This window comes from Mucilaginibacter sp. P4_E8, assembly GCF_056401495.1.
Window position 1 is genome coordinate 1 of the sequence record NZ_JBFUJG010000016.1, and the last position, 24,043, is coordinate 24,043.

21 protein-coding genes are annotated in these 24,043 nt (G+C 43.4%); 7 read left to right on the plus strand and 14 right to left on the minus strand.

What is annotated here, in order from left to right; translation table 11 throughout:
* Positions 1-60 precede the first annotated feature (60 nt).
* The 3 genes from AC1DRQ_RS09395 (at position 61) to AC1DRQ_RS09405 (ending at position 3,681) form a co-directional block, all read left to right on the plus strand.
* Positions 61-1,509, plus strand: coding sequence for a circularly permuted type 2 ATP-grasp protein (locus AC1DRQ_RS09395; RefSeq protein WP_477423876.1), 1,449 nt, complete (start codon positions 61-63; stop codon positions 1,507-1,509).
* 147 nt (positions 1,510-1,656) lie between these two features.
* Entirely contained in the window at positions 1,657-2,592 is a 936-nt protein-coding gene (locus AC1DRQ_RS09400; RefSeq protein ID WP_477423877.1) for an alpha-E domain-containing protein, read from the plus strand.
* A 114-nt stretch (positions 2,593-2,706) separates the two neighbouring features.
* Positions 2,707-3,681: a transglutaminase family protein gene (locus AC1DRQ_RS09405; protein ID WP_429399582.1), complete on the plus strand. Its 975-nt coding sequence runs from the start codon at positions 2,707-2,709 to the stop codon at positions 3,679-3,681.
* Between the two features lie 104 nt (positions 3,682-3,785).
* Here AC1DRQ_RS09405 and AC1DRQ_RS09410 read toward each other — a convergent pair whose 3' ends face one another.
* From AC1DRQ_RS09410 to AC1DRQ_RS09470, 13 genes are all read right to left on the minus strand, one after another.
* On the minus strand, positions 3,786-4,274 hold the full coding sequence (locus tag AC1DRQ_RS09410; RefSeq protein WP_429399581.1) for a TlpA family protein disulfide reductase: 489 nt from the start codon (positions 4,272-4,274) through the stop codon (positions 3,786-3,788).
* A gap of 42 nt (positions 4,275-4,316) precedes the next feature.
* The gene (locus AC1DRQ_RS09415) at positions 4,317-5,336 is read right to left on the minus strand and encodes a Gfo/Idh/MocA family protein (RefSeq protein ID WP_477423879.1); all 1,020 of its coding nucleotides are present in this window, start codon (positions 5,334-5,336) and stop codon (positions 4,317-4,319) included.
* Between the two features lie 200 nt (positions 5,337-5,536).
* The gene (locus AC1DRQ_RS09420) at positions 5,537-6,121 is read right to left on the minus strand and encodes a DUF4142 domain-containing protein (protein WP_477423881.1); all 585 of its coding nucleotides are present in this window, start codon (positions 6,119-6,121) and stop codon (positions 5,537-5,539) included.
* A gap of 172 nt (positions 6,122-6,293) precedes the next feature.
* Entirely contained in the window at positions 6,294-7,550 is a 1,257-nt protein-coding gene (locus AC1DRQ_RS09425) for a pyridoxal phosphate-dependent aminotransferase (RefSeq protein WP_477423883.1), read from the minus strand.
* Positions 7,551-7,710: 160 nt separating this feature from the next.
* Positions 7,711-8,445: an acyl-CoA desaturase gene (locus AC1DRQ_RS09430; protein ID WP_429399577.1), complete on the minus strand. Its 735-nt coding sequence runs from the start codon at positions 8,443-8,445 to the stop codon at positions 7,711-7,713.
* Between the two features lie 167 nt (positions 8,446-8,612).
* The gene (locus AC1DRQ_RS09435) at positions 8,613-9,626 is read right to left on the minus strand and encodes an LLM class flavin-dependent oxidoreductase (RefSeq protein WP_477423884.1); all 1,014 of its coding nucleotides are present in this window, start codon (positions 9,624-9,626) and stop codon (positions 8,613-8,615) included.
* Positions 9,627-9,839: 213 nt separating this feature from the next.
* Positions 9,840-10,301 (minus strand): MaoC family dehydratase, encoded by a 462-nt coding sequence (locus AC1DRQ_RS09440; protein WP_429399575.1) that lies wholly within the window; start codon positions 10,299-10,301, stop codon positions 9,840-9,842.
* Positions 10,302-10,368: 67 nt separating this feature from the next.
* A complete protein-coding gene (locus tag AC1DRQ_RS09445; RefSeq protein ID WP_477423886.1) occupies positions 10,369-11,985 on the minus strand; it encodes an ATP-dependent DNA ligase in 1,617 nt (538 codons plus the stop codon).
* A complete protein-coding gene (locus AC1DRQ_RS09450) occupies positions 11,982-13,097 on the minus strand; it encodes a ligase-associated DNA damage response exonuclease (protein WP_477423888.1) in 1,116 nt (371 codons plus the stop codon). Before AC1DRQ_RS09450 ends, AC1DRQ_RS09445 begins: the two co-directional genes overlap by 4 nt.
* 269 nt (positions 13,098-13,366) lie before the next feature.
* Positions 13,367-15,502, minus strand: a complete 2,136-nt coding sequence (locus AC1DRQ_RS09455) for a carboxy terminal-processing peptidase (protein WP_429400791.1) — start codon at positions 15,500-15,502, stop codon at positions 13,367-13,369.
* Positions 15,503-15,688: 186 nt separating this feature from the next.
* A complete protein-coding gene (locus tag AC1DRQ_RS09460; protein WP_429400790.1) occupies positions 15,689-16,312 on the minus strand; it encodes a tetratricopeptide repeat protein in 624 nt (207 codons plus the stop codon).
* A 148-nt stretch (positions 16,313-16,460) separates the two neighbouring features.
* Complete coding sequence (locus AC1DRQ_RS09465; protein ID WP_429400789.1) at positions 16,461-17,303, minus strand: isoaspartyl peptidase/L-asparaginase; 843 nt, start codon at positions 17,301-17,303, stop codon at positions 16,461-16,463.
* A gap of 142 nt (positions 17,304-17,445) precedes the next feature.
* Entirely contained in the window at positions 17,446-18,369 is a 924-nt protein-coding gene (locus tag AC1DRQ_RS09470) for a cyanophycinase (RefSeq protein WP_477423889.1), read from the minus strand.
* Positions 18,370-18,527: 158 nt separating this feature from the next.
* Here AC1DRQ_RS09470 and cphA point away from each other — a divergent pair, with 158 nt between their 5' ends.
* Positions 18,528-21,155 carry a cyanophycin synthetase gene (gene cphA / locus AC1DRQ_RS09475; protein WP_477423891.1) on the plus strand — a complete coding sequence of 876 codons (2,628 nt, stop codon included), beginning with the start codon at positions 18,528-18,530 and terminating at the stop codon, positions 21,153-21,155.
* Positions 21,156-21,270: 115 nt separating this feature from the next.
* On the opposite strand, the gene AC1DRQ_RS09480 is transcribed toward cphA, so the two are convergent.
* Positions 21,271-21,957 carry a DNA-3-methyladenine glycosylase family protein gene (locus AC1DRQ_RS09480; RefSeq protein WP_477423892.1) on the minus strand — a complete coding sequence of 229 codons (687 nt, stop codon included), beginning with the start codon at positions 21,955-21,957 and terminating at the stop codon, positions 21,271-21,273.
* 34 nt (positions 21,958-21,991) lie between these two features.
* Between AC1DRQ_RS09480 and AC1DRQ_RS09485 the strand changes: the two genes are divergently transcribed.
* The 3 genes from AC1DRQ_RS09485 to AC1DRQ_RS09495 all read left to right on the plus strand — a co-directional run bounded on the left by AC1DRQ_RS09485 (position 21,992) and on the right by AC1DRQ_RS09495 (position 23,907).
* On the plus strand, positions 21,992-22,225 hold the full coding sequence (locus AC1DRQ_RS09485; RefSeq protein WP_477423893.1) for a hypothetical protein: 234 nt from the start codon (positions 21,992-21,994) through the stop codon (positions 22,223-22,225).
* Positions 22,210-22,512: a type II toxin-antitoxin system RelE/ParE family toxin gene (locus tag AC1DRQ_RS09490; protein ID WP_477423894.1), complete on the plus strand. Its 303-nt coding sequence runs from the start codon at positions 22,210-22,212 to the stop codon at positions 22,510-22,512. Before AC1DRQ_RS09485 ends, AC1DRQ_RS09490 begins: the two co-directional genes overlap by 16 nt.
* Positions 22,513-22,626: 114 nt before the next feature.
* Positions 22,627-23,907, plus strand: coding sequence for a replication-associated recombination protein A (locus AC1DRQ_RS09495; RefSeq protein WP_477423896.1), 1,281 nt, complete (start codon positions 22,627-22,629; stop codon positions 23,905-23,907).
* Positions 23,908-24,043 lie beyond the last annotated feature (136 nt).

Below are 24,043 nucleotides of genomic sequence, written 5' to 3' on the forward strand. Positions count from 1 at the left end.
TCATAAATTACCTTTTTCAAAATAACTGGTTAGTAAATCTCTGCTTTTCACAAATTTTATATGGAAGAATCAGCTTATTTTAACAAATACAACCCAATTGGCGGCGTATGGGACGAAATGTATGGGGCTGACAGCAATGTTCGCGATCATTATCGTAAAGTAATTGAATATATTTCAAAGGAATCGGCCGACGATTTAAACAAAAAGGAAGAGCTGGCCAAGAGCTTGTTCATGAGCCAGGGTATTACCTTTACCGTTTATAACAGTGGCGAGGGCATTGAAAAAATATTCCCGTTTGATATTATCCCGCGCATAATTACTGCAAGCGAGTGGGCATTTGTGGAGCGTGGCATTAAACAAAGGCTTACCGCGCTTAACCTGTTCCTTAAAGATATATACCACAACCAGTTTATTGTAAAAGATGGTATAGTACCCATTGATATTATTTACTCATGCCCGCACTTTCTGCGCGAAATGTACCAGCTAAAGGTGCCTTATGATATATATGTGCACATATCGGGTATTGACCTGATACGCGATGAGGACGGTACTTTTTATGTATTAGAAGATAACCTGCGCACCCCATCGGGCGTAAGCTACATGCTCGAGAACCGCGAGATCACTAAACGGTTGTTCCCTGACCTGCTGCCGCAATGCGGGGTTCGCAGCGTAACCGAGTATCCAACCATATTGTATAAAAACCTGCTGGCCCTGTCGCCGCGGCAAATATCCAATCCTACTATTGTTTTACTAAGCCCGGGTATATATAATTCGGCTTATTTCGAGCATACCACCCTGGCCCGCCTCATGGGTGTTGAACTGGTGGAGGGGCGCGACCTGGTAGTTAACAACCATAAAGTGTATATGAAAACCACCACCGGCCTGCAGCAGGTTGATGTGATATACCGCCGGGTTGATGACGAATACCTTGATCCGCTGGTATTTAACCCAGCCAGTATGCTGGGTGTTGCCGGTATTATGGGAGCCTACCGCAAAGGCAATGTAGCCATAGTGAATGCCATAGGCACCGGTGTTGCCGATGATAAGGCGGTATATGTTTACGTTCCCGATATGATTCGCTATTACCTGAACGAAGAGCCCGTACTTAAAAACGTGCCCACTCACCAGCTTGGCAACATAGACGAGCGCGAGCATGTGTTTAAAAACCTCAACAAAATGGTGGTTAAAAAAACCAATGGCAGCGGGGGTTATGGTATGCTGATGGGCCATGCCGCATCTGAACAGGAAATTGACGATTACAAAAAGGAAATATTAAAAGATCCGCGCAACTTTATCGCGCAGCCAACAATCAGTCTTTCGTCGGCGCCGTGTTATATGCAGGGATCATTAACACCCCGTCGTATTGACCTCAGGCCCTATGCCTTGTATGGTCCGGATGGTATTGAGATAGTCCCCGGCGGCCTTACCCGTGTTGCCCTTAAAGAAGGTTCATTAGTGGTAAACAGCTCACAGGGTGGTGGCAGCAAGGATACATGGGTGTTGGCTTAGAGCCTCCCGCCCCCCTAAAGGGGGAGGGATAGGACAAAAGAATATTTTATAATAAACAATACTTAAACTCCCCCGGTATTGCCCCCTTCAGGGGGTTAGGGGGCTAATAAATTAAAAATTCCCCCTTTAGGGGGTTAGGGGGCTAATATGTTAAGCAGGGTAGCAGCAAGTTTTTATTGGTTAAGTCGTTACATTGAGCGCAGCGATGGTATGCTGAGGATGCTCAAAATAAACTACGCCTCATCGCAGGATACCGTGCAGGAATTTACCTGGGAGCCGGTGATCAGAATATTTGCCGGTGTTGAGCAGGCAGAGGCAGATAAACTGGAGAATGACAGCCGGTCGGTTTTAAAATATATGGTAACGGGCAAAAACAATCCAAATTCCATATTAAACATAATTACCCTGGCGCGCGAAAACGCCCGTGGCGTACAGGAACACATCACTAAAGACTTGTGGCAGTGCCTGAACGAGTATTATCATACCGTAAAAGATTCTCGACTTGAACGGTCCCTGCAACGTGAAGACCCTATTGGTGTACTTGACGTTTTAATAAAACAGGTAATGCTGTATTATGGCACGGTCGAGATCACGATGGAACGCGGTGAGGGCCGAAGTTTTATGAATATTGGCAAATACCTGGAACGGGCCATACAATCGGTTGATATCCTGGATACCAAATTCAGCTCGGTGAGTGATAATCCCAACCTGCTTACCGATACTACCTACTGGAAACATCTGTTGCTTTCTTTAGGCGGGTATGAATTGTACTTAAAAACTTATCGCGAGGGTTTTGAGGCCGAAAATATACTGGAGCAGGTGGTGCTGAACAATGATTTTCCGCGCTCGGTTATTTATTCTGTAAACAACATCCAGCGTTATTTCGACAGGTTGAAGAATGATACCAATGTAGATACTTACCGTGAAATGTCGTTTCAGATTGGACGCCTGCAAAGCCGGATCAAGTATAGTTCGGTGCGGAGCATCAGGCAGGAAGGGTTGCATATATTTCTTACCCAGATCAGGAGCGAACTGTACGGTGTGGGTAACTCCCTGAACGAATATTATTTTGCAAATTCCTGATAATTTGAAGATGTGCTGATTTGAAAATGAAATAAACCATTTGAAGACGCGATGATTGAAGATCCAGGCTCTATTTTCAAATCATCAAACTCTCCAATTAAAAAATTAAATACCATGCCTGAATTTAAAATACAACACTTAACCAAATACACCTATGAAGGACTGGTGCGCGACAGTGCAAACCAGATCATACTTTTCCCTATAAAGGATGAGTACCAGGATGTAGTAAAACAGGAACTGCACATAACGGGCAACCCTGTTGTTGATACGCATATTGATTATTACGGCAATGAGGTAGGCAGCTTTACGTATAGCGAGCAGCACTCCGCTATGCTTATTAATTCCAAACTTGATGTGATTACCCGGCAACGGCCATTACCGGTAAATGATATTTTTCCGGAGCAGCAGTGGGAAGACCTGAAACGCCTGCAATATATGGTGCCTTATATTGATTTTTTAAAGCAGGAATATTTTGAGGGCCTGCCCGAGCTACAGGTTATTGTGGAGAAGGAAAGGCTAAGGGACGACACTCCTTACCAGATAGCGCTGCGCTTTTGCAATTACGTATATCAGAATTTTGAATACATTAAAGGCGTTACCACGGTTGAAACCACATTGGACGAAGTATGGAAATTAAAAGCCGGTGTTTGCCAGGATTTTGCTCATATTTTAATGGTAATGCTCAGGCAATTAAAAATACCGGCACGCTATGTTAGCGGTTACATTTGCACCCATAGCAGCGCCATGCGTGGCGAAGGGGCTACCCATGCCTGGGCCGAGGCTTACATCCCTGACTATGGCTGGCTGGGCATTGACCCAACTAACAATTGCATAGCCAACGAAACACATGTACGCCTGGCTGTGGGCCGTAATTTTTCTGATTGTTCGCCGGTAAAGGGTGTATATAAAGGCTCATCCGGCCATAAACTGGAAGTTGCCGTTACTGTTGAGGACGAAAATACCTGCGCCACTTATGATGACAAGGCTTTTCATGAGCCTGTGGCCCTGCAACCGGTAACTGAACTTTCCAAAAACAGCTATCAGCGGTATATGGAGATCATTCAACAGCAACAACAGCAGCAGCAATGATTTTTTGATGTGCTGATGTGCAAATTTCAGATGTGCAGATCATTTAAATCACTGCATCTTTACTCATCTGCCTATTTGCACATCTGAAATCTGCACATCTGAATTTATACCTTTTTAACAGCCGACATTAGCACCGGGATAGTTGGCACCTTATCATAGGTTTTGGACACCTTGCCATTTTTATCATAAATAGCAATAAAGGGGGTGTTTTTTATCTGGTAATATTTTTGTACCAGGTAGGTATATCCTTCAGTACCTATAATAATATTATGATATTTAGCCAGGTCATAATCGCGTTGAAAAACCTGTATGGCTTTAAGCTGGGTAACAAAAGTTATCATCACTATCTGAACCCCTGTTAAATTTTTCAACTCTGGTTTCAGATCATTTATTAAATGCTGACAATGGCCGCAATCCGGAGCAAAATAAATGATCATTACCGGCTTATTCTTTTTCAGGTTGGCCGGTGTAACATAAGCGCTATCAGTAGTTAATATATGATAGGGCGGGATACCAGAGTTAGCACCTAATGTTTGGGCCTGGCTGCATCCGGCAGCAACTATGAGGTATAGCAATAAGTATAGTTTTTTCATTGTATTGATATAACATTTCATTATAGCATAATTACGATATTTTTAATCTTCCAGCAACTCCAGCTGCCAGGCAATATGCTCTTCAGTTATAGGGAATAACGCATTTTCTCTGATAGTATGATAAACGGCATCAAATAAACCATTATAATTACCCTTGTCTGCCGGGATCCACTCTATCGTTTTCTGATTATCGGCGCTCATCAGCACCAGTTTACCTTCACTGCCTTCGGGTTCAATACCAAATCCATCATCAGTTGGTAACATTCCTGTATCCAATTGAGCTTCCTGTACATCAGTGCGCAACTTTACAAAGCTACCCAGGGTACCATGGATTACAAAACCTGGCAAATGTTCGGCAATAAGCAATCCTGATGTTAAATAAACGTGCAGTTGGTTAGGGTAGGTTAAATGAAAATTAAAGTAATCATCAACCTGTGATCCTGGCCGGTGCGAAGCCGTGGTTTTAACAAAACTCAGGGGCTTGCCAAATAAACTGATGGCATTATCAACCAAATGAGCACCCAGGTCATAAGTAAGGCCATTACCGGGGGTATCTTTGGTTTCTTTAAACACTTTAGGCCCTATGGGCATCCTGTACCTGTCGAGCCTGAAATGTACTTCTATCAGTTCGCCAAGCCTGCCGCTTTTAATAACTTCTTTTACTGATAAAAAACCACTGTCATACCTGCGGTTTTGATAAATCAGTACCTTTAGCCCAAGCTTTTTACCCAGATCGAACAGGGTCTTTACCTCGGCCGATGTTACTGCCCCCGGCTTTTCAATAAGCACATGCTTACCCGCGTTAAGCGCCTGTATGGCATAATCAAAATGGGTGTTATTGGGTGTATTTACAATGATCAGTTCAATTTCTTTATCATTCAGCAATTCCTCAATAGAATCGTAACTGATCACATCCGGATACCTTTTTCCTGCCTTTTTTTCGTGGCGCTCCACAACGGCCTTAAATGTAAAACCTGGATTAGTAACTAAAAACGGCGCGTGAAATATCCGGCCCGACATGCCGTAGGCCATAAGGCCTGTTATTATTGGTTTTGATGACATAAGTTTCTAACGCTTTTTATCTTTCCGGCCAGCTGACCGGAGGGCTTTTTTTGTGTAATATTTGTTTGTAATTATCCGGCTGGCGTACAGCTTCGGCAACGTCTAAAAATATCGTTTTATGAGGGCTAATGCAATAGTTATATAAAGAAAAAGGGAGATGTAATATCTCCCTTTTCCTTACTTTCAAATAATGAAATTAATTATTTCATGCCTTTTTTAATCGCCTCTATTTCAGCCAGGTGGCCTTTTATAGTTGGCAGTGTATTAGTTGCAAAAGCCTTTAGCTCGGCATCCTTGCAATTTTTAGCGGCATCTTCAAATAAGGTTATTGTTTTTTTGTGCCCATCAACCATGGCATCTACATAGGCTTTATCAAAATCACTTGTTGATTTTGCAGAAAGATCTGATAATTCCTTTTGCTTGTCTTCGCTTGGTGCAGCAGGCAGGGTAATGTTTTTAGCTTTGGCTATAGCCATTAACTCATCATTTGCTTTGCTGTGATCTTTTACCATCATGGCAGCAAAATCCTTAACCTTTTGGTTCACCGCTTTTTCTTCGGCAACTTTACCAGCCGCAACCTCGGTCAAACCACCATTGGCGGCATCAGTAGCAAATTTAGCATCACCCTCAACAACGGCAATACCGGTTGCGCCGGTTGTAGTGGTGTCCTTAACTTCGTTTGCGCTGTCGGCGTTTTCTTTACTGTCGGTTTTAGCAGCGTTGTTACATGCCYGAAACATCCATGCTGATAGCACGAACATCATCATTAAACTTAATCTTTTCATAGTGAATGTTTATATTGTTTTTATAAGCAACAAATTTTAGTTTGATAAGTTTTATTTTCTTATTTGTAAAAACGGCCCGATCCCATCACGTCATTGCGACCTGTTAGTTCCAAACGCAAAATGGCCGCCATGTTAAACATGACGGCCATTTCTAAAAATTATAAAAAAACAACTATTTCAATTTCGCCAGGGCTTCCTTAACCCTTGGGATCAGTTGCTGTATATCCTGCAGGGTGCTTGCACCTACTGACGCGCGGAACCAGTTCACATTATCATCAGTACCGAAAGCTGAAAATGGCACCAGGGCTACCTTAGCTTCCTTGATCAGGTAAAAGTTAATATCGGCCGAATCCTTCAACACCGTTCCGTCAGGTGTGGTTTTGCCCGCGTAATCAATTTTAAGTGTAAGGTAAATAGCGCCCATGGGTATAATGGAATCTACATTAAAACCTTCGGCCTTTAACGCCTGGAAACCCTCATGAAGGGTATTCAAACTGGCTTGTATCTTTCCTTTAATGTCGCTCAGATAATTATCAACCGCTGCATCGTTAGTTATAAAGCTGGCCATAGCCACTTGCTCGGCCTTTGGCGACCATGCGCCCATGTGGCCCACAATGGCTTTCATATTATCTATGATGTGTGCCGGACCAAAGCCCCAGCCTACCCTTACCCCGGTTGATGCAAAACATTTTGACGCACCATCAATAAATATGGTATAATCTTTAAGCTCGGGGCGCAAGGTAACCGGATCATAATGTTTAAAATCGCCAAAAGTTAATTGCGAGTAGATTTGGTCATACATCAAATACAAAGGTTTTTGACCGGCTGGTCTCCTTTTGTTTTCGGCAATAACCAAGTCGCAAATTTCTTCCAAGTCCTTTTTACCAAACATGGTACCTGTTGGGTTTAAAGGCGAGCAAAGGGCCAGCAATGCCGCGTCTTTTAAGTGCGGGCGGATATCATCGGCCGTAGGCATAAAGTTATTTTCGGCAGTTGTTTCTATCATTATCGCTTCGGCACCCAACAGATCGCTGTAGTGGTTATTATTCCATGATGGCAAAGGGAACACTACCTTTTCGCCGGGATTAACCACCGCCAGGAAAGTTGAATAAATAAGCGGGCGGGAGCCCCCTGATATTAATATTTCGTTGGCTGAATAAGTAAGGTTATACCTGTTCTTTAACAATGCTGATACACTTTCGCGCAAGGTCAGCATGCCATCAGCCGGTGGATAATTGGTTTGATTATGGTTGTAAGCATCCACAATGCCTGCTTTTAATTCGGCAGGGATAGGGTAAATATTAGAGTCAAAATCGCCAATGGTTAAATTGGCAATATTTTGGCCTTGTCGTTTTAATTCGTTGATCTCGCCAGCTATCTTAATAATTTCGGAGCCGCGTAAATTTTGAGCTAATACAGAAATACTCATGGAAGTATAAATTTTATGAGCGGCAAATATAAGTGGAAAAGCTGAAAGCGTAAGGCTGAAAGCATAAAGCTTAAATTAATAAGACAAAACAAAAAAAGCGAAAAGTAAACATCCTGAGATCTTACTTTTCGCTTTCAGCTTTTGGCCTTAGGTTTTCAGCTTATAAATATGCTTCCCTTAGTTTGATAATGCGCATCCAGTGCATCAGTTTCATTACTGGGTAAACCGGGTCTATTTCAAACCATTTTGCACCAAAATTGGCATTGTTAGGACGTTTATGGTGATTGTTCTGGAACAATTCGCCCAGCATTAAAAAGTCGAACGGGGTAGTGTTTTTTGATTTATCGCCATTGTCAAAATTGGCATAACCATATTTATGGCCACACCAGTTAACTATTGCGCCGTGAATAGGTCCCATCATAAAGTGAATAGGAATTAACAGGAACATCCACCATTGAGTGGCAAAAACAACATAAAATGCAATATATAATGCACCAAAAGTAAGGCGCGATAAAATAGATGACCCGATGTAATCAACAAAATGCCATTCAGGATAATTTCCTTTAAAACGATCCTCAGGTTCTTTAACTTTCCTTACGTGATCCCTGTAACTTAATACAGTATGCCACATCATCTGGAAAACATCCCTGAAAAAGTGCGGAGAATGTGGATCCTTTTCGGTATCGCTGTAAGCGTGATGCTCACGGTGCATGATAGCATAAGCACGCGGGTTCAGGAATGAAGAACCCTGGCAAATATAGGTAAGCAGGTAAAATGTCCCTTCGTAAAACTTGTTAGTAGTGAACATTTTGTGTGAGGCGTATCTATGTAGAAAAAACGTTTGGAAGAATAGCGACAGAAACCAGTGCGCTATGAAGAATATTATTATTACCACTGAATTGATGAATTTATAAAAATGAAAGAGTTATTTATAATCTTTCCAAATATACGATTAAAATCCATATAAAGTTTTCTGGAAGTTAAGATTGATGCCGACTTGTATTATCAAATGTCGTGCTCTTAAACGTGAACAATGCAGCATTAAGTATAATATTGTTTTTATTACTGTAAATCAAACTGTTTTGCCAACAGTTTATATGACTCCAGCCTGTCATTAAAATCTTCGGTAATGGTTACGGCCATAATTTCGTCTACATCATAATCATTAGCCAGCCAGGTAAGTTTTAGTTTAATTTGGGATGGCGTACCGGTAATTACCCGGTAACGGTTATGGCGGATGCGTTCCTGTTCCTGAGCGGTATAGGTTTCATTCTTTATATCATCATAATTAATGGGGATAATAGGTCCGCCTTTTTCAAACTGCAGAAAACGGTGATCCATTACGGCCTGGTGCTGTTTTATCTTTTCCTCATCTGCCGAGCAAAAAACAAATGTGGCAACGTTAACCTGCGGCTGTGCCAGATCATCAGATGGTTGAAAACGCTCCTTATACAATTTAACATTATGTGGCCCGCCAACCGGGTTTATAAAATGCGCGAACGAAAAACCCATACCAAAATGAGCGGCAAACAGCCCGCTTTGCCCGCTTGAACTCAGCAGCCATTTATCGGGCACGGTTTTTACCTGTGGTATGGCCCGTATTTTGGCCTGTATGGTTCCTGGTTCATAGGTGTCATGAAAATAGTTGTTCAGGTCGGCAAGTTGTTCCACAAAATCATCTTCCCTGAACTGATTTGAAGGATTTAGTATTGACGCCGTAATGCGATCGGTGCCGGGCGCACGGCCCATGCCCAGATCAATTCGGCCGGGGAATAAGGCTTCCAGCATCCTGAAGTTTTCGGCAACTTTTAGTGTACTGTGGTTAGGCATCATGATACCGCCCGAGCCAATACGCATGCGTTGGGTTTGTCCCGCCAGATGAGCTATCAGTACTTCGGGTGTTGAGCCTGCTAAACTGCTGGTATTGTGGTGCTCGGATACCCAGTAACGGGTATAACCAAGCTGATCGGTATATTTTGCTAACTCAATGGTTTCTTTAACAGCTTGCTCTGCTGTAGCGCCTTTTCTTATCGGCGACTGGTCAAGCACGCTTAAGCGGATCTTTTTTGTGTCCATAATGATATAAACACAAATGTAATAATAGGGTTGCCGGTTGGGTTTACATCACGGCTTTTATGGCATTGGGATTACCATTTTAGTTCTGTTATGTCATTGCGAGCGATAGCGTGGCAATCTCACCATGCAGGTTGCACAGGCAAAGTTCGTTGCTTGTCCTATGAGATTGCCGCGCTATCGCTCGCAATGACATAGTTAGTTTTTATCGCGCAATTAACTAATAAAATGATACAGAAAAACCACATCACCGGCAAAGGCAGGTTTCTTTTGGCCATCAATTTCCAGCTCGATGCTCATGGTAGTTTTGGTAACACCACGTAAATTGATAAGACTTGCCAATTTAACCTTTAGCCGCACCTGGTTATTAACCAGCACTGGTTGTGCAAAACGCAGGTTTTCGATACCATAATTTATTTCCATTTTCAGGTTACGGATGTCTGCTATTTGTTTCCACAAATATGGGATCAGCGACAGGGTAAGGTAACCATGAGCTATGGTTGATTGAAAAGGGCTTTCGGTTTTAGCTCTTTCAGGGTCGGTGTGGATCCACTGGTGATCAAGCGTGGCGTCGGCAAATTTATTGATCTGCTCCTGCGTAATGGTATGCCATGATGATACCCCCAGTTCCTTACCTAATTGTGCTTCAAACTCGTTATAGTTATTTATAATGATCATCGATATACTATTTATAGCTTTTAACAGGCAAAGTAATAAATTAATTACGTGAACTAATATTAATTTATCATTCGCCTAATAGCGCCTTTAAACTCTCCAGCGTATCGGCTTCTTCTTTGGGTTTATCATGCCGCCAGCGCAATATACGCGGAAAACGCAAAGCGATACCCGATTTATGCCGGGTTGACTTGTTGATACCCTCAAACCCTATTTCAAAAACCAATTCGGGCTTTACGGTGCGCACCGGGCCAAATTTTTCCAGTGTGTTGCGTTTTACAAAATAATCAACCTTGTTGATCTCCGCATCAGTCAAGCCCGAGTATGCCTTGGCAAATGGCACCAGTTTATCGCCATCCCAAACGGCAAAAGTATAATCGGTATACAGATCGGCCCGGCGACCATGTCCTTTCTGGGCATATATCATTACCGCGTCGACCGATAGCGGGTCTATCTTCCATTTCCACCAGTCGCCACGACGGCGGCCTACCTGATAAGCGGCATTTTTACGTTTCAGCATAAGGCCTTCCGCCGTCATTGCCCGCGATTGCTGTCTTATTTCCCCAAGTTCATCCCAGGTTTTGAATGGTATCAATGCCGATATCCGGAATATCTCAGGGAATGGCGTAGCGGCTTGCAATTGCTCCAATATCACCCGTCTTTCTGATTGGGTTTTAGACCGTATATCTTCGCCTTTATATTCCAGACAATCATAAGCTATCACCGCTACCGGACTTTCTTCCAGTATTTTTTTACTCAAATTTTTACGGCCGATACGCGTTTGCAGTACATTAAATGGCATTGGCTGGCCGTTTTGAAAACTCAGGATCTCGCCATCTATTACCGTACCATTGGGCAGGGCGTTTAAAAACGGATGCAGTTCCGGGAATTTTTCGGTGGCCAGGTCCTCGCCCCTGCTCCATATAAATATTTCATCGCCGCGTTTTATCATTTGCGCCCGTATGCCATCCCATTTCCACTCTGCCTGCCAGTCGGCCACATCGCCAAGGGCTACACCAACTTCACCGGGCGTTTTTTGCCTTTCAGATGTTTCCTGTATGGGATAGGCCAGGAAAAACGGGTACGGTCTTGATATATTTTCGGCAGCATCCTGTTCTTCTATCAACTGCGTATACTGGTATGTTTCGGGCAGCCAGCTACCCATAATGCGGTGGGTAAGCACTGGAGCCTCCAGGCCTGAAATATCCGCCAGCGCCTTAATCACCAGATTTTGCGATACGCCCACCCTAAAGCTGCCGGTAAGCAGTTTGTTAAATACAAAACGTTCCTGGCTATCAAGCATAGCCCACGAATCCAGCAGCCATAATTTCTTTTCAGCTTCTGTTTTATTTTGTAATGCGTTGATCTCTGCTATCCATTCGGTAAGGGTTTTACTGCTGCTGTTAGTGGTTTCGGGCATTAACAGGGCCATAGTTTCGGCGAGATCGCCTACAACATGATAGCTTTCTTCAAACAACCACGCGGGTATATTTGATGCTTCGATAGCCCAATGCCGCACCAGCGTGGAGTTGATTTGCCGTTTGGGTTTACGCCCGGTAAACAAGGCCAGCATGTGCATTTTATCGGTATCAGGTACAGCGGTAAAATAGTCTTTTAGTACTTTAACCTTTTCGTTGGTCTTGTTCGTTTCGTCTAACGAAAGGAAGAGTTGGGCAAAGGCTTTCATGTGGCAGAGCCTCCAGCCTTAGCCCCCTCTAAATCTCCCCCGGAAGGGGAGACTTTGTGAGCATTTTTATCAAGATATCTCAATTCTTCCCCTTCTGGGGAGGGCTGGGGTGAGGCATCCTCCTCTTCTCCACCATATAGGGTATGCACTTCGTGAGCATCAAATCCAATCTCCTTTAAATATCTCGAGAAGGTGGCAGTATAGCCATGCGTAAGGTAAACGCTTTCGCAGCCGGTGGCATCAATAGCGCTGATGAGCCCGTTCCAATCGGCATGGTCCGACAGTACAAAACCGCGGTCGGCTGCGCGGCGGCGCTTGGCACCACGAATGGCCATCCAGCCAGAGCAATAGCCAAAGCTATAGGGTTGAAACTTGCGCATCCAGGGCGAACCTACTGATGATGGCGGAGCCAGGATGATACCTTTTCTCACTTCCTCTTTAACTGAATCCTGCGTAATTCTTTCCGTTGGATTTAATAACACCCCGTTGCGGCGCAAGGCTTCGTTAGTGTTTTCTATTACGCCATGCGTGTACACCTTACCATTAAACAGATCAAGATTTTGCAGTATACGCTGCGCCTTACCCAATGAATAGCCAACCAGTACCGTGGCCACACCATTGTGTAAATTGGTGCGCCACCAGTTGTTTACATCTTCAAATATTTGCACCTGCGGCTTCCAGGTATAAACCGGCATCCCGAAGGTACATTCAGAAATAAAATGATGGCATTTTACAGGTTCAAACGGAGTTGATATACCATCGTCCTCTACCTTGTAATCGCCTGATATCACCCAAACCTCGCCCTGATACTCCACCCTGATCTGCGCCGAGCCGATCACATGACCTGCGGGGTAAAGCGATATGGCAACACCGTTTTTCATCACCGTTTCGCCATACGCTACCGTTTGCAGCTGTATTTCGCCCAGGCGGTAAAGCAATATCTCTTTTGATAAATGATGTGCCAGGTAGTGTTTATGCCCCCAATAAGCATGATCGGCATGGGCGTGGGTAATTACGGCATCATCCACCGGTTTCCAGGGGTCAATATAAAATTTGCCCTGGGCACAGTAAATTCCCCTGTCGGTAAATTCAAGCAACGGTTTTTTAGCCATGGTACTTAGGTAAACCCCTAAGAGACAAATTGGTTTGCCCCCCTTAAATCGCGTTAATAAAAAACGCGTCATTGCGAGGAACGAAGCAATCTCTACACAGGCAGGTCAGTTTACCATGGTCTAAACTCTTCTATTTACCCTGTATAGCATAGAGATTGCTTCGTTCCTCGCAATGACGGGTGATTATAAAACAACAAAGCCCGGCTCTAAAAGAGCCAGGCTTAAATATGTTAATTCAAGAACTCCCCCTTTAGGGGGCTGGGGGGCCTTTACTGCGGCGTTACGCTTGTCAATTTTGGTTCCAGGCTAATATAGTCGGTCATGATCTGGCCGGCTTCGCGTTTTACAAAATCAAGGTCCTCATTTTTAGGTTTTGATTGTCCCTTTTTGAGCGCTGGTAAACCTAAAGCAACGCGGCGCAGGTTATTGCGATCCAATGCTTTTTTCTCATCAGCATCGCGTTCTTTCTTTAGCTCAGCCTCGTTAAGGGTTACGCTGTTTTCAGTATCATGCTTTTTAAAATCGGCAATATCTTCCAGCATGTATTTATAACTGTCGCTGGTGGCCATACGCTGATCATGCAGTTTTTTAATTTGTGGTAACACACCTGTAAAATCGCCAGTTTTGGTATAATCGGTTTTGGCGATGATATCAAAAGGCATTGCAGATGGCTCGGTATCCTCACCATATTTATCCAACGGAATTAATGATGGGAACTGAATATCGGGCATTACACCTTTATGTTGTGTTGAATTACCACTGATGCGGTAAAACTTGGCAATGGTTAAGTTAAGCTGGCCATAAGTACTTTGACTACCGGTTGATACTTTCTTATTTCCACCGCCCGCCAGTTGGTTAATTTTGTCGCGGATAGGCGAGCCTAACACACGGTCAAGGTCAATTGCACTTTGTACCGATCCTTTACCATAGGTTTGGGTGCCCAGTATCAGGCCGCGACCGTAATCCTGTATAGCGCCTGCAAATATTTCAGATGCCGAAGCGCTGAAACGGTCAACCAGGATACCCATAGGGCCTGTATAAGATATTCCCGGATCATCGTCCTTATCAACATCTATTTGTTCCTTAGTATCCTTAACCTGTACTACCGGACCGGTTTTTATAAACAAACCGGTAAGCTCAATAGCTTCCATCAGTGAACCGCCACCGTTTTCGCGCAGATCGATCACTATACCATCCACATTTTCACGTTTTAGGGTATCTAAGATCAGCTTAACATCGTGCGTAGTGCTTTTATAGTTAGGGTTACCTGCTTTATAATCATTAAAATCGATATAAAAAGCCGGTATAGCAATCACACCAATTTTTACGGTTTTTCCATTGTTGTTATAGGTGCGTATCTCTTTTTTAGCCGACTGATCTTTTAAAATGATCTTTTCGCGTACCATTTCAACAACTTTTGGTTTGCCGCCAGCACCAACACCTGCCGGTAATATTTCAAGCTTAACAACAGTACCTTTGGTACCACGTATTAAGGCTATGGCATTTTCAATGCGCCAGCCTACTACGTTTTGAAACTCGCCGGTTTTGCCTTGTGCAACACCAATAATGCGATCGTCAATATTTATCTGGTGGCTTTTATCAGCCGGGCCACCCGGAACTACCGTTTTAATGGTCACATACTCATTCTCAGTGAGAAGAGATGCTCCGATACCCTCTAACTGACGCGACATTTCGATATTAAAATTTGCCGCGTTTGATGGGTTAAAATAGTTGGTATGCGGATCAATAGCCTCGGTAAAGGCATCCATAAAATATTGAAAAACGTCCTGGTTTGACAGTTTATTGGCTTGCGACAATAAGTTCTGGTAGCGCTTTTTCAAAGTTTCCTTATTTTTAGCCATATCGCTGTTGGCCAATTTCAGGTTAAGCAGATCATATTTTACACGCTGCGACCACATAGCATCCATATCGGCTTGTGTAGCAGGCCATGGCAATTTGTCGCGGTCATAAACAAACTCTTCTTTCTTATTAAAATCGAAGTTTTTATTAAGCTGTGCCAATGAGTAGTTTACATGCTCAATGTATCTTTTTTGAAAAACATTGAATATATAAAAGGCATCATTCAGGTTGCCGCTTTTCAGATCATCGTCAAGCACGGTCTTATATTTTTCAAAATCCTTAACATCCGACGCTAAAAAATAACTGTGATTTTCATCAAGCGCTTTTAAATAACGATCATAAATAATTGTTGATACTGAATCATTCAGATCAACCTTTTTATAATTATAATTTGATATAAGGGATGCGATTTGCTTACAAACAACACTTTGTTGTTCATCAGGTTGGAGATCGGTTGAACCGGGAACTTTTATAGGTTTTGATGGTGATGCTTTGCAGGCAAGTGCAGCGGCCAGCACCAATACTAAATATACTTTCTTAAACATATCTTTTACTCTAATTAAATCGGGGGTTGTGTAAAACATCAATATTTGTGCCTAATATTTATTTGCTAATGTAAATAAAAAGAGACAGTCAAAAAGCTGTCTCTTAATTACAATAACAATTATACGATAATGTTTTAGTTGTAGTATACAACCCTCAGCATTTTACGCTAATGTTACATAAAAAATTTATTTTATAGCTGCTTTGGGGTCTGTATCAGCAGTTTCGGCATAGCGAATCTCTGTTTTTAGCGTGCTTTTGTTATCCTGCAGATAGCGCATTTGCTTATCTACCGCGGCTACATCCATAGTAAGACCAAGTGAACTGGCCAGGGTACGTGCCTCAGCAAGATCCTGTTTAGCTTGTGTAAAATCGCCATAGCCGGTTTTTACCGCAGCCAGGTTTATAAGGTTGGTAATGGTATGCCGGTTATCATTTTGCTGGCGCGATATCTGTAAACTTTGCAGCAAATACCACTTAGCTTCTGATAGCCTGTTTTGTTTCAGGTACATTTGAGCAAGGTCACTAAAATTATAACTGGCAGAATTATAAACCCGGAAACGCATGTTATGCTGGGCTGTTTTCATTACCGATGCCTCCATCAAAAAAAGCGAGTAAGGGGTACGCACAATTTGCGCATATTGGATCTTGCTTTTTGTGATTTGGACAATGGGTAATCTTTTTATGGAATTATCCTTTAAAAGGGCAATTTGCGGATAGCGGGTATGCTTTTTAAATGGGTTATACTTATACCACTGTGCAGACACAGACAGGCTAAAGGAACATAAGATTAGAAGTAAAATGAATCTCATTTAATCTTTGACTGGGCTTAATATAAATCAATCAGATAAACAAATATAATAATATATTGCAGTTAAACAATATCTGTAACAGGCAATTTGCTTAACCAGCTCCTTTAACGAAAGAAACTAACACAATGTTATAATTAATAATTTTAATTTATTCAAAAATCTCTATATCGCCATCATGCAGAGCCCAAACCATATAAGGATGGGTATCGGCATGATAAATATGACCTTCGGCTGATATACCTACAATGCCCGCAAAGCCATCAAATGGTTTTAATTCATCAAACGTTTTATCAGTGGCCATGGATATGGGCATACCATCGGTAACGCGGGTAACAATTTTTGAAGCTACGGAGCCGCTTACAATATCCTCACCTACCCCGGTGCATGAAATCGCGGCATAACCATTGGCATAATTGCCCGCTGTAGTTGCCGAATCGCTTACCCTGCCTGGTATCTCAAAGCCTTTGCCCCCGGTTGAGGTGGCCGCAGCCAGGTTACCATATAAATCAAGTGCTACACAACCCACGGTGCCCAGTCTTATAGAGTCTCTTAGTTTTTGTTCATACTCATGGCGGCGCTGCGGTGTTTCGGGGTTATAATAGGTTACACCATTGTTAGTGGCAAAATCACGTGCACCCTTACCGCTTAAAACACGGTCCTCATAATCCAACAGCTTTTCGGCTATACAAATGGGGTTCTTTACATCCTCAATATTAATAACACCCGAAAAACGCTGGGTTTTACCATCCATTAAGGAGGCACTTAACCGTATGCGTCCATCGCTTTGGATCTGCGAACCGGTGCCCGCGTTAAAAAGCTCGCAATCTTCCAGCAGGCGCACGGTATAAACCACCGTTTCTAAAGCGGTATGATTTAAAAGGTATTTATAACCTAATTCCACTATCTCCCTTAAAGCCTCTTGTTTGGCTTGCTTTATTTCCTGGTTGGTTTGCGATTCGCTAAAGAAACCGCCATGTATAATGATCTTCATTTTGAGCTGGGTTGATTGATCCAAAAGCTGTATAAACTATAACTCTTTTATGAGCGGTTTATTTCCTGTAACGAAATGGAGCCCCCTCTGCTTACAGTGAATTTAAAACACTTTTTCCGGGAAGGGTTTGGATGGGGGTCATTTATTGCAGCAGGTTACCGTTATCGGGTGCGTGTATAAAAACGCCATCTTCCACTTTAACCGTTTTTTTGATGATCAAACGATGCTGAGCCAGATCATATTTATCAAAAATAGACATCACATGTACTTTCAGATTATCGATAGAAACCGGCGAACCTATTTCTACATCATAAATATTGGTTGCCACAATGTTACGGCCATCTACCAAAATAATTAAGCCCGATCCAATAGCCTCCATCATACTACCTTCGGTTACCAACAAACCGGTATCCTCGCCCAGGCCTATACCTAAAATACCCGGGTTGGTAGCTACAGCATACATTAAACGGCCAATACGCCCCCGCTGAACAAAGTGGGTATCAACAATTACCGAATCAATAAAACCAAGACCTGCAGTGATCTGTACCTCACCTTTGATCAATGCTTCGTTACTTTGCCCGCGATAGATCATGTGGGTTGAAGCGGCTGCCGCCCCTGCCGATGTACCTGCTATTACAAAGTTTTCTTTTACGTAACGCTGTTTTAATATCTGTAAAAACTCGGTGCCTCCAAAAATGGCGGTAAGTCTAAGCTGATCGCCACCACTAAACATCACTACATCGGCTTTTCGGATACGGTCAAGGTATTCCTTGTTGCCCGCGTCCTCGCGACTTTTAATGTGCAGCACATTAACATTGGTAACATTTAACTGGCCAAAAGCCTTGATGTATTCATTGCCAACCAGCTCCGGAATTTGGGATGCTGTAGTTATTACTTCAATTAAGGAGCCTTCATGTTTGGCAGATTCGGTGATGATGCGCTTTAAAATGCCCTGTTCAAAAAATTTAATATAATCGGGTTGCAATATATGCTCCTGAATGGTAACATTACTCCCCATATCAACTGCTCCGCCTATAATTATTAGTTTTCCTTTCGGGACAATCATAATTTTAACAATATATTAATACAAATTAAGATAAAAACCTGCACATACGCAGGCTCTTGTAAACATTTAATGCCTTTTTACCTATAAAGTTTTATTTACACTATTAAGTTTTATAGTTTTAAAGAAATTAAGCCGGTTTAAAGTTTTGTAATCAACGTATGAAGATCGAGAATATACAAGTATTGCGCGGACCAAACATTTGGAGCATCCGCCGTAAAAAATTAATACAAATGCGGCTTGACCTGCAGGAGATGGAGCATAAGCCCACCAACGAAATTGACGGGTTTTATGAACGGCTTGAAAATCTGCTGCCCAGCCTGTATACCCATCGCTGTTCGCCTGGTGTACCCGGAGGTTTTTTTCAGCGGGTGGTAGCGGGTACCTGGATGGGCCACGTTATTGAACATATAGCACTCGAAATTCAAACACTTGCCGGAATGGATACCGGCTTTGGCCGCACCCGCGAAACCAAAACCAGAGGCGTATACAATGTAGTATTTGCTTATCTGGAAGAGAAAGTTGGCGTTTTCGCGGCAGAATCGGCAGTACGTATCGCAGCGGCATTGATCAAGGGCGAGGATTATGACCTTGACACTGATATTCAGCAAATGCGCGAGATCCGTGAAAATACCCGCCTGGGACCAAGTACAGGCTCCATAGTAGAAGAGGCCATTGCCCGCGATATTCCCTGGATCAGGCTCAACAACCAATCGTTAGTACAGTTGGGTTATGGTAAAAACCAGGTACGTTTTCGCGCCACTATGACCGAAAAAACAAGCAGCATTGCTGTTGATATTGCCAGTAATAAAGACGAAACCAAACGGATGCTGCAGGAACAGGCTATCCCTGTTGCCAAAGGCATCACCATTTCATCCATTGAAGGCGTGGTCGAAGCCATCCGTAAAGTGGGTTTCCCGCTGGTGTTTAAGCCGCTTAATGGCAATCACGGACGTGGTATATCTATCAATATCAGAACTGAAGAAGATGCTATCGCTGCTTATGAACATGCCGCCAAAATATCATCCAAGGTAATTGTAGAACGATTTATTACCGGCTATGATTTCAGGGTATTGGTGATCGATAATAAAATGGTGGCCGCCGCCCTGCGTGATCCCGCGCATGTAATGGGTGATGGAACATCAACCATTCAGCAACTTATAGATAAAGAGAATGCTGACCCGCGCCGCGGCTACGGGCATGAGAACGTGCTTACACTTATTGCGATTGATCGCGATACACTTGACCTGCTGGAAAAGAAAGATTACACGCTTGATACCGTACCTGCAAAAGACGAAAAGGTGTTTGTAAAATCAACCGCCAACTTAAGCACCGGTGGTACTTCTGTTGACGTTACCGACCATGTTCACCCGCAAAATATTTTCATTTGTGAGCGCATCTCAAAAATTATTGGTCTGGATATATGCGGCATTGATATCATGGCCGAAAACCTGACCGAACCACTTACCGACAATGGCGGTGTGGTACTTGAGGTTAACGCCGCGCCTGGCTTCCGGATGCATATTGCGCCGAGCGAGGGCTTGCCGCGCAACGTTGCCGGGCATGTATTGGATATGCTTTATCCAACCGGTAAATCGGCACGGATACCTATTATTGCTATAACGGGCACTAACGGTAAAACCACTACCACCCGCCTTATTGCGCACATTGTAAAAAACAATGGTCACCGGGTGGGCTTTACCACCTCTGATGGTATTTATGTGCAGAACAACATGATGCTCAAGGGTGATACTACCGGACCGGTGAGCAGCGAGTTTATTTTGCGCGACCCTACAGTTGACTTTGCCGTACTGGAAACCGCTCGCGGGGGCATCCTTCGTTCGGGCCTGGGTTTTGGTTTTTGCGATATAGGCGTGGTAACCAATATACAGGAAGACCACTTGGGTTTGGCAGATATTCACACCCTTGACGATCTGGCAAGGGTGAAAAGTGTAGTACTTAACTCCGTTAAAAAGGATGGATGGGGTGTTTTAAATGCCGATAATGAACATTGTGTACGTATTGGCAAAAGGGCCGAGTGTAATATTGCCTATTTCAGCCGCAACGAGAATAACCCGATCATCAAATCGCATTGCCGCAAAGGCGGCATTGCTGCCATTTGCGAAAACGGTTTTATTACCATACAAAAAGGCGACTGGAAGATCCGTGTACAACGTACTATCCTGATCCCGCTAACTTTTGGTGGTACAGTTCCGTTCATGATTGAGAATGTGCTGGCCGCCACACTGGCTGCATTTTTATGGGGATTTAAAACTGAAGATATTAAAATGTCGCTGGAAACCTTTATCCCTTCAGCAGCGCAAACTCCGGGACGGATGAACATTTTTGAGTTCAGGGATTTCCGTTTCATGATCGATTTTGCGCACAATCCTGATGGGTATAATGGTATCAAGGCATTTTTAAGCCATATTGACTCTCCACTCAAGATTGGTATTATAGCAGGGACCGGCGACAGGCGCGATGATGACATCCGCGAGCTGGGCAAAATATCTGCCGAGATGTTTGATTATATCATCCTGCGCCAGGAAAAACACTTGCGTGGTCGTACTGCCGAAAATATTTTGAGCCTGCTTACAGAAGGTATTCAATCCGTTGATGCCAATAAACCATTTGAGGTAATACCAAAAGAGGTTGATGCCATTAAACACGCGATGAGCCTTGCCAAACCAGGCACGTTTATCACCGCCCTAAGCGATGTGGTTGACAACGCCATTGAAACCGTACAAAACTACCAGGAGCAGGAAAGGAACGGGTTGTTTAACGTGTAGACGCCCCCCGGCCCCCTAAAGGGGGAGCTTTTGAAAATCTTATTGAAACGCCCGGCTCTTTGAGCCGGGCGTTGTTCATTTATTTCGTTTGTTATAGTTGGATTAAACATGCTAATCAAAAAGCTCCCCCTTTAGGGGGCCGGGGGGCTGGAGCTGACAGGTAATAATGCCACAACAGCATCGAGGCTATCGTACGGTAAGGTTGCCATTGTTCAGCCATTGCAATTAATTCTTCCCTTGTGGTTTCTTTGGATAATTTCTTTACTCTTTTTAATGCGTTTACGGCGGCAAGGTCGCCAACCGGGAAAATATCGGCATGTTGCAGCACAAACATCAGGTATACATCGGCAGTCCAGTTGCCTATGCCTTTCAGGGCGGTAAGCTTGGCGCGGATCACATCATCAGGTAATTGCTCCAATTCGGTTAAGTTGATCTGCCCGCTGATGATGGCCTCGGCCAGGTATTTGGTATAAGTAGTTTTTTGACGACTAAAATAACAAGCTTTAAATTCCTCGTCGGTAAGCAGCAGCACCCTTGCCGGGGTAATTTCCTGTACCCGCTCCCGCAGTTTATTTAATGCTGATAGTGCCGATGCAAGCGACACCTGTTGCTCCAGAATGATATGTACAAGGGTTTCAAATGTATTCGGCCGCGACCATAACGGCGGGTAACCATGGGTATTAATGATATTGGCCAGATCAGCATCGGCAGCGGCAAGTTCATCACAGATGGCGCGGTAGTTGGATTGGTTAAACTGTTTAAGCATTTGGTTGTTATTGATCAATTGATGTGCTTTTGACAAAATAAATAATTATTTTAGCATTAAATTGAATAGCATGAACATTCAAGCCGAGAAACTGAATCTTTTACAAACCATCATGAATACTAATGATGAAGGGTTGATCATGGATGTAAAAGCCTTTTTATCGGGTAGAAAAGCTGATTGGTTCGATGAGTTGAGTGATGAGCAGCAAAAAGATGTGATGGAGGGTTTGGCCGAAGCAGATCGTGGCGAAACTGTTCCTCATGCCGAAGTGGTAAAACTATTCGGGAAATGGGGATTGAAATAATATGGACTAAAAAGGCTGTTCAAACATTTGGCAGAAGAATAGCTTATTTAGAAGAACACTGGACAGAAAAAGAGATATTCAGTTTCACGGCTCGTGTAAATGAGTATCTCGAAACGTTACAGACCCAACCTTTAATGTTTCGTAAATCTGCCAAAATAAAACATACACATATCGGTGTAATAATCAAACAAGTTTCATTGGTTTACAGAATAAAGCCTAAAAGTCAATCCATTGAACTGATCGCTTTTATTGATAACCGGCAAAATCCTAAAAAGAACAAGGTCTAAATACTTTTCTAAAAACATTGCTTCTGTCTCGTAATGACATGTTGTAGTTATTAGCGCCGATTAAATTACTAATTTTTTTAGGATTTAGCATTTAGTTTTCTGAATTTTACCAATATGAACAATCTGCCTCCTTTAGCCGAACGTATGCGCCCAAAATCGCTCGACGATTATGTTGGGCAAAAACATCTTGTAGGGCCGGGCGCGGTTTTGCGCAAAGCCATCGAATCGGGCACGCTGCCATCCATGTTGTTCTGGGGGCCGCCAGGGGTGGGTAAAACAACGCTGGCTTATATCATTTCGCAGTCGTTGTACCGTCCGTTCTTTTCATTAAGTGCCATCAACTCTGGTGTAAAAGATGTGCGGGAGGTGATCGAAAAGGCATCGTTATTAAAAGAACAAGGCGAAACGCTACCCATATTGTTTATTGATGAAATACACCGTTTCTCCAAATCGCAGCAGGATTCTTTACTGGGCGCGGTAGAACGCGGCATAGTAACCTTGATAGGTGCCACTACCGAAAATCCATCGTTCGAGGTGATCTCGGCTTTGCTATCGCGGTGCCAGGTATATATTTTGCAACCACTGGCCGAAGAAGACCTTTTAAACCTGTTGGATAAGGCCATGAAAGATGATGTAGTGTTGCAGGATAAAAAAATCATCATAAAGGACCATGAAGCATTGCTGCGCCTTTCAGGCGGCGATGCGCGTAAGCTGCTCAATATATTCGAGCTGCTGGTAAACGCCTTTGATAGCCCCGAAATAACTTTAACCGACGAGGTGGTATTGGAGCATGTACAGCAAAACATGGCGCTTTACGATAAAACCGGCGAACAGCATTATGATATCATATCGGCCTTTATCAAATCCATGCGGGGATCAGACCCTAACGGCGCGGTTTACTGGCTGGCCCGCATGATCATAGGTGGCGAGGACCCTCTGTTTATTGCCCGCCGTATGCTGATCCTGGCATCTGAAGATATAGGGAACGCCAATCCAAATGCCCTTTTACTGGCGCAAAGCTGTTTTGAAGCGGTGAACAAGATCGGTATGCCCGAGTCGCAGCTTATATTATCGCAAACAGCCATCTACCTGGCAACATCGGCCAAAAGTAATTCGGCAACCACGGCAATTGGGGCGGCAATGGCATTGGTACGCCAAACCGGCGACCTCCCTGTTCCGCTGCACCTGCGCAACGCCCCTACTAAGTTTATGAAAAATATAGGCTATGGAAAAGATTATAAATATGCCCATAGTTATGAAGGTAATTTTACCGAGCTCGACTTTTTACCCGATGCTATTAAAGGCACCCAACTTTACCAACCAGGTAACAATTCAAAAGAAAATGAATCAAAAGAGAAGTTGAAAAAACTTTGGGGCGACAGGTATAAGTATTAAAATTAGTATCAAGTAGCTGGTATCATGTATCAAGATTTTTGGGGAGACTATCGCATCGCTCTAAAAGCTATCTTGATACATGATACTAATTAGTTGATACTCCATCCGGGTTTCATAATAGCTTCTATATGCCCGT

Excerpts from the sequence above, each read along its gene's own strand:
- AC1DRQ_RS09395 (WP_477423876.1), top strand. The coding sequence starts at position 61 with ATGGAAGAATCAGCTTATTTTAACAAATACAACCCAATTGGCGGCGTA.
- AC1DRQ_RS09400 (WP_477423877.1), top strand. The coding sequence starts at position 1,657 with ATGTTAAGCAGGGTAGCAGCAAGTTTTTATTGGTTAAGTCGTTACATT.
- AC1DRQ_RS09405 (WP_429399582.1), top strand. The coding sequence starts at position 2,707 with ATGCCTGAATTTAAAATACAACACTTAACCAAATACACCTATGAAGGA.
- AC1DRQ_RS09410 (WP_429399581.1), bottom strand. The coding sequence starts at position 4,274 with ATGAAAAAACTATACTTATTGCTATACCTCATAGTTGCTGCCGGATGC.
- AC1DRQ_RS09415 (WP_477423879.1), bottom strand. The coding sequence starts at position 5,336 with ATGTCATCAAAACCAATAATAACAGGCCTTATGGCCTACGGCATGTCG.
- AC1DRQ_RS09425 (WP_477423883.1), bottom strand. The coding sequence starts at position 7,550 with ATGAGTATTTCTGTATTAGCTCAAAATTTACGCGGCTCCGAAATTATT.
- AC1DRQ_RS09435 (WP_477423884.1), bottom strand. The coding sequence starts at position 9,626 with ATGGACACAAAAAAGATCCGCTTAAGCGTGCTTGACCAGTCGCCGATA.
- AC1DRQ_RS09440 (WP_429399575.1), bottom strand. The coding sequence starts at position 10,301 with ATGATCATTATAAATAACTATAACGAGTTTGAAGCACAATTAGGTAAG.
- AC1DRQ_RS09445 (WP_477423886.1), bottom strand. The coding sequence starts at position 11,985 with ATGAAAGCCTTTGCCCAACTCTTCCTTTCGTTAGACGAAACGAACAAG.
- AC1DRQ_RS09450 (WP_477423888.1), bottom strand. The coding sequence starts at position 13,097 with ATGGCTAAAAAACCGTTGCTTGAATTTACCGACAGGGGAATTTACTGT.
- AC1DRQ_RS09455 (WP_429400791.1), bottom strand. The coding sequence starts at position 15,502 with ATGTTTAAGAAAGTATATTTAGTATTGGTGCTGGCCGCTGCACTTGCC.
- AC1DRQ_RS09460 (WP_429400790.1), bottom strand. The coding sequence starts at position 16,312 with ATGAGATTCATTTTACTTCTAATCTTATGTTCCTTTAGCCTGTCTGTG.
- AC1DRQ_RS09465 (WP_429400789.1), bottom strand. The coding sequence starts at position 17,303 with ATGAAGATCATTATACATGGCGGTTTCTTTAGCGAATCGCAAACCAAC.
- AC1DRQ_RS09470 (WP_477423889.1), bottom strand. The coding sequence starts at position 18,369 with ATGATTGTCCCGAAAGGAAAACTAATAATTATAGGCGGAGCAGTTGAT.
- cphA (WP_477423891.1), top strand. The coding sequence starts at position 18,528 with ATGAAGATCGAGAATATACAAGTATTGCGCGGACCAAACATTTGGAGC.
- AC1DRQ_RS09485 (WP_477423893.1), top strand. The coding sequence starts at position 21,992 with ATGAACATTCAAGCCGAGAAACTGAATCTTTTACAAACCATCATGAAT.
- AC1DRQ_RS09490 (WP_477423894.1), top strand. The coding sequence starts at position 22,210 with ATGGGGATTGAAATAATATGGACTAAAAAGGCTGTTCAAACATTTGGC.
- AC1DRQ_RS09495 (WP_477423896.1), top strand. The coding sequence starts at position 22,627 with ATGAACAATCTGCCTCCTTTAGCCGAACGTATGCGCCCAAAATCGCTC.